The organism is Pseudoalteromonas sp. SR45-5, assembly GCF_014163565.1.
GTDB classification, from domain to species: Bacteria; Pseudomonadota; Gammaproteobacteria; order Enterobacterales; family Alteromonadaceae; genus Pseudoalteromonas; species Pseudoalteromonas distincta.
The window spans coordinates 1-4,695 of sequence record NZ_JACJDN010000308.1; the positions used below are offsets into that span (position 1 = coordinate 1).

Here is a 4,695-nt window from a genome sequence, read left to right on the forward strand (position 1 = left end):
AGCAGCTTGCATCGCTAATTTTGATTGCCCATCAAGCAGGTTAACATTAAGGTTTGGTGCGGTAGCGTTTAATATATCACTAAACTGCGCTTTGCGTTTTTCGTTAACCAACGGCACCACAATTTTAAGATTGGGGTTTTTAGCTTGCAGCTCAGCAGCTGTTTTAATGTAAGTCTCGCTTAGCAAACCAACTTCAGAGCCTCGACTACCAGGTAGCAGCGCCAGTACTTTGTCATCAAGGCTTAAGCCGAGTTCTTCTCGTGCTTTAGTATCGTCGTGCTCAAGTGCTATGTCGTCTGCCAAGGTATGCCCCACAAATGTACATGGCACTTGGTGCTTATCGTAGAACTCTTTTTCAAATGGTAATAATGCTAACACTAAGTTAGTGGCTGCACTTATTGTATGAATGCGCTTTTCGCGCCACGCCCAAACAGACGGACTTACATACTGTACGGTTTTAATACCCGCATCTTTAAGTGGCTTTTCTACACGTAAGTTAAAATCCGGTGCATCAATACCTATAAATACATCAGGTGGGTTATCTACAAAATGCTGCACGAGTTGTTTACGTATTTTAAGCAAACGTGGTAAACGCCCTAGCACCTCAACAAGCCCCATAACCGAAAGCTCATCCATGTCGTAAAGTGTTTTACAGCCCTGCGCTTGCATTTTAGGTCCTGCTATTCCTTCAAAAATAGCGTCCGGAAAGTGTTTTTTAAGGGCTTTAATTAAGCCTTCACCTAAAATATCGCCCGACAGTTCACCTGCCACAATACCAATACGTAGTTGTTTTTTATCTTTATTCATTTGATTTTATTTCACAAGTAAACCAGGCGTTCATGCTTGTTAGTTTACCGTGTTTTACTGTTTGGTTAAACGCTTTAAATAACTGGTTTTTTATCACCTAAGTTAAGGCTTTATGTTGTTTGTTTTTAATACTGATGTAGCATAGGAAATATATATTAAGTTTTACTAATATGTATGTTGACAAAGATTGCACAAACGTAAATACTATTACAAACTTTCAGTAATTACTGAAAGTTCATTAAATTTTAACTTTGCCAATAAAATGTTGCCCTGTTAATCCGTCACTCTCAAGGAGCCAATAATGATAGATGAAACCTTTGTGGATCTATCGCGATTACAGTTTGCTGTTACCGCTCTCTTTCATTTCTTATTCGTACCGTTAACGATAGGTATGACCTGGATTTTAGTTATTATGGAATCGGTTTATGTTATGACCGGTCGCGAAATTTATCGTGATATGACTAAGTTTTGGGGAAAATTGTTTGGTATTAACTTTGCTATTGGTGTGGCGACAGGCCTTACCATGGAATTTGAGTTTGGTACTAACTGGTCTTATTATTCCCATTACGTAGGTGATGTTTTTGGGGCCCCCCTGGCAATTGAAGGTTTAATGGCATTCTTTTTAGAATCGACCTTTGTAGGTATGTTCTTTTTAGGCTGGGACAGGCTTTCTAAACGCCAACATTTAGGCGCGACCTTTTTAATGGCCATTGGTACTAACATGTCGGCGCTGTGGATTTTAATTGCCAACGGTTGGATGCAAAACCCAGTAGGCGCTGAATTTAACTATCAAACCATGCGCATGGAAATGACCAGTTTTGCAGAGCTTGTGTTTAACCCTGTAGCCCAAGTTAAGTTTATTCATACTGTATCGGCAGGTTATGTAGCAGCGTCTATGTTTGTGCTTGGTATTAGTAGCTGGTACATATTGAAGGGTCGTGATTTAGCATTTGCTAAACGCTCTTTTTCAGTCGCATCAGGCTTTGGTTTAGCGTCAATTTTGTGTGTAATTTTACTCGGTGACGAATCAGGCTACGAAGTAGGCGAAGTCCAAAAAGTAAAACTTGCCACAATTGAAGCCGAATGGCACACAGAAGAAGCTCCGGCTGCTTTTACCGCATTTGGTTTTCCTGATTCAGAAAAGCAAGTAACACATGCGGCGGTTAAAATACCTTACGCACTTGGGTTAATTGCTACGCGCTCACTAGATGAGCAAGTAACGGGTATTAACGACCTAGAAAAACAACATGAAGTACGTATTCGCAACGGTATGATTGCTTATGAATACCTTACAAAACTTAGAAACGGTGAAGATACGCCAGATAATATCGCCAAATTTAATACTCTAAAAGATGATTTAGGCTATGGCTTGCTACTTAAGCGCTACACACCTGATGTTGTAGATGCTACTGAAGAACAAATTCAAAAAGCTGTTAAAGACTCTTTTCCTAAAGTAGGCCCTATGTTTTGGTCATTTAGGATTATGGTTGCCTGTGGTGTGGCCATGCTAGGTGTCTTTATATTGGCATTTTACTACAACGCACACCGCGTTATTGAGCAAAAACGCTGGTTGTTATGGGCTGCCGTATTGAGTATTCCACTACCTTGGATAGCGATTGAGTTTGGCTGGATTGTTGCCGAGTATGGTCGTCAACCTTGGGCTATATCTGAAATACTGCCGACCTTTTTAGCCACGTCGTCACTAACAGTAAACGATATTTTAATTAGCTTAACTGGGTTTATTGTTTTCTATACTGGTTTAGCCATTGTGGAAGGCTGGCTGATGATCCGCTTTGTTAAGCAAGGGCCAAGCTCGCTACATACTGGTAAGTATCATTTTGAATTACCAAGCAAAGCTGATAAAACTGAAGGAGAGCAATCATGATTTTTGATTATGAAACATTAAAAATGCTTTGGTGGTTGATCATTGGTGTGCTGCTTATTGGTTTTGCTATTACCGATGGTATGGATATGGGCGTTGCTATGTTGCTCCGCCTCGTTGGTAAAACAGATTCAGAGCGCCGCACAGTAATAAACACAATTGGCCCGCATTGGGATGGTAACCAAGTATGGTTTATAACTGCAGGCGGCGCGTTATTTGCGGCGTGGCCTATGGTTTATGCAGCTGCATTTTCGGGCTTTTACTTTGCCATGATGCTAGTACTCTTTGCTTTGTTTTTTAGACCACTTGGATTTGATTACCGCAGTAAAGTAGACTCAAAACGCTGGCGCAATAACTGGGATTGGGGCTTGCTTGCAGGCAGCGCGATTCCAGCATTAGTATTTGGTGTTGCGTTTGGTAATTTATTTTTAGGCGTACCGTTTAATATTGATAACCTTATGCGTGTAAGCTACCAAGGATCATTTTTTGGCTTGCTTAACCCATTTGGATTACTTGCAGGTTTAGTGAGTATTACCATGTTAGTTGCGCATGCGGGTATGTGGTTACAACTTAGAACAGCAAGTGTGGTCGCAGAGCGTTCGGGTCAATATGGTCGCTATTCTCTTATTGTGTTTATCGTGTTATTTGCTGCAGCTGGTTTTTGGGTGGCTAACTTAACGGGTTACCAAGTTGTATCTATGGCTGATACACAAAGTCATGCAGACCCTTTAGCTAAAGTAGTCACTACAGCGCAAGGTGCTTGGTTAAGTAATTACAGCACTCGTCCGTGGACAATGACCTTCCCTATTTTAGCCTTTGCAATGGCATTAAGTGCACTTGTGTTTTCAAAATTAAATAAACCTGCACTTGGACTTATTTCAACAAGCTTAATGTTAATTGGCGTAATTATGACGGCCGGTGTTTCTCTGTTCCCATTTATTATGCCATCAAGTAATAACCCTAATATTAGCTTAACAATTTGGGATGCGGTATCGAGCCATAAAACGCTCAATATAATGTTTGTTGCAGTGTGTATTTTTGTACCACTAATATTGTCCTACACCACTTGGTGTTACGTAAAAATGTGGCGCAGAGTAACGGTAGAAGAAATTGAAAACAACACTCATGGTAGCTACTAAGGAGACTAAACAATGTGGTATTTCGCTTGGATTTTAGGTGTACTTTTGGCCTGTACCTTAGGTGTAATAAATGTAATGTGGTACGAATTTCATCAAAATAAAAACAGCATTGCTGATGATGAACAAGCCATGCACGATTTATTAAATGATGCTAACAACACAAAAGATGACGACTAACCCCCGGCCAGATCGCGCGCAGCAGCAATCACTGCGCGCTTTTTTAAAGCGTCAAAGTAAACCCGCTGCAGTGTGGTTAAAGTTAAGCATTGCACTGGGTACTTTTAACGCATTACTGATGATTGCAGGTGCTTATTTACTGGCTCAAGCTATTCATAATGTAATGTTTGAAGGTAATAATTTAGCCCAAGTCACTCATTTATTATGGCCCTTAGCAGGCATTATTTTATTGCGCGCGGTGTTTTTAGCGTTAAGTGAGCGCTTAAGTGCATTTGCTGCGCTTAAAATAAAATCGGCTATGCGCCAAACACTTCTCCATAAGCTCAGCTTACTTGGGCCTAGTTATATAGAACAACACGGCCAAGGCGCTACATTAAATACCCTGCATAATGGCGTTGAAGCACTTCACGACTATTATGCTAAATACTTGCCAGGTGTTGCTTACAGCGCGCTTATTCCGCTGGCAATATTGGTAGTTATTTTTCCGACAGATTATAAAGCTGGGCTGATATTTTTATTAACCGCCCCACTTATTCCTTTTTTCATGATTTTAGTAGGCTCTAAAGCCGAAGCTTTAAACCAAAAACGCTGGAAGCAACTTGCTGTACTGGGCAATTACTTTTTTGACCGCGTGCAAGGTTTAACTCAGCTAAAACTATTTAATGCAACATGTACCGAGCTTAAACAAAT

Annotated in this window: 5 protein-coding genes; 4 read left to right on the forward strand and 1 reads right to left on the reverse strand. The window is 40.6% G+C overall.

Annotated features, from left to right (window positions below; all coding sequences use genetic code 11):
• The coding region (lpxB, locus tag H5072_RS12130; protein ID WP_182693665.1) for a lipid-A-disaccharide synthase at window positions 1-807 on the reverse strand (807 nt) is incomplete at its 3' end.
• A gap of 301 nt (window positions 808-1,108) precedes the next feature.
• On the opposite strand from lpxB, the gene H5072_RS12135 reads away from it, so the two are divergent.
• From H5072_RS12135 to H5072_RS12150, 4 genes are all read left to right on the forward strand, one after another.
• Window positions 1,109-2,692: a cytochrome ubiquinol oxidase subunit I gene (locus tag H5072_RS12135; protein ID WP_182693666.1), complete on the forward strand. Its 1,584-nt coding sequence runs from the start codon at window positions 1,109-1,111 to the stop codon at window positions 2,690-2,692.
• Window positions 2,689-3,828 carry a cytochrome d ubiquinol oxidase subunit II gene (cydB, locus tag H5072_RS12140; protein WP_002958302.1) on the forward strand — a complete coding sequence of 380 codons (1,140 nt, stop codon included), beginning with the start codon at window positions 2,689-2,691 and terminating at the stop codon, window positions 3,826-3,828. The genes H5072_RS12135 and cydB overlap by 4 nt, the downstream gene beginning before the upstream one ends.
• A 12-nt stretch (window positions 3,829-3,840) precedes the next feature.
• Entirely contained in the window at window positions 3,841-4,005 is a 165-nt protein-coding gene (cydX, locus tag H5072_RS12145) for a cytochrome bd-I oxidase subunit CydX (protein WP_002958303.1), read from the forward strand.
• On the forward strand, window positions 3,995-4,695 hold a 701-nt coding region (locus tag H5072_RS12150; protein ID WP_259395936.1), incomplete at its 3' end, for an ABC transporter transmembrane domain-containing protein. The genes cydX and H5072_RS12150, both read left to right, overlap by 11 nt.

Excerpts from the sequence above, each read along its gene's own strand:
- H5072_RS12135 (WP_182693666.1), top strand. The coding sequence starts at position 1,109 with ATGATAGATGAAACCTTTGTGGATCTATCGCGATTACAGTTTGCTGTT.
- cydB (WP_002958302.1), top strand. The coding sequence starts at position 2,689 with ATGATTTTTGATTATGAAACATTAAAAATGCTTTGGTGGTTGATCATT.
- cydX (WP_002958303.1), top strand. The coding sequence starts at position 3,841 with ATGTGGTATTTCGCTTGGATTTTAGGTGTACTTTTGGCCTGTACCTTA.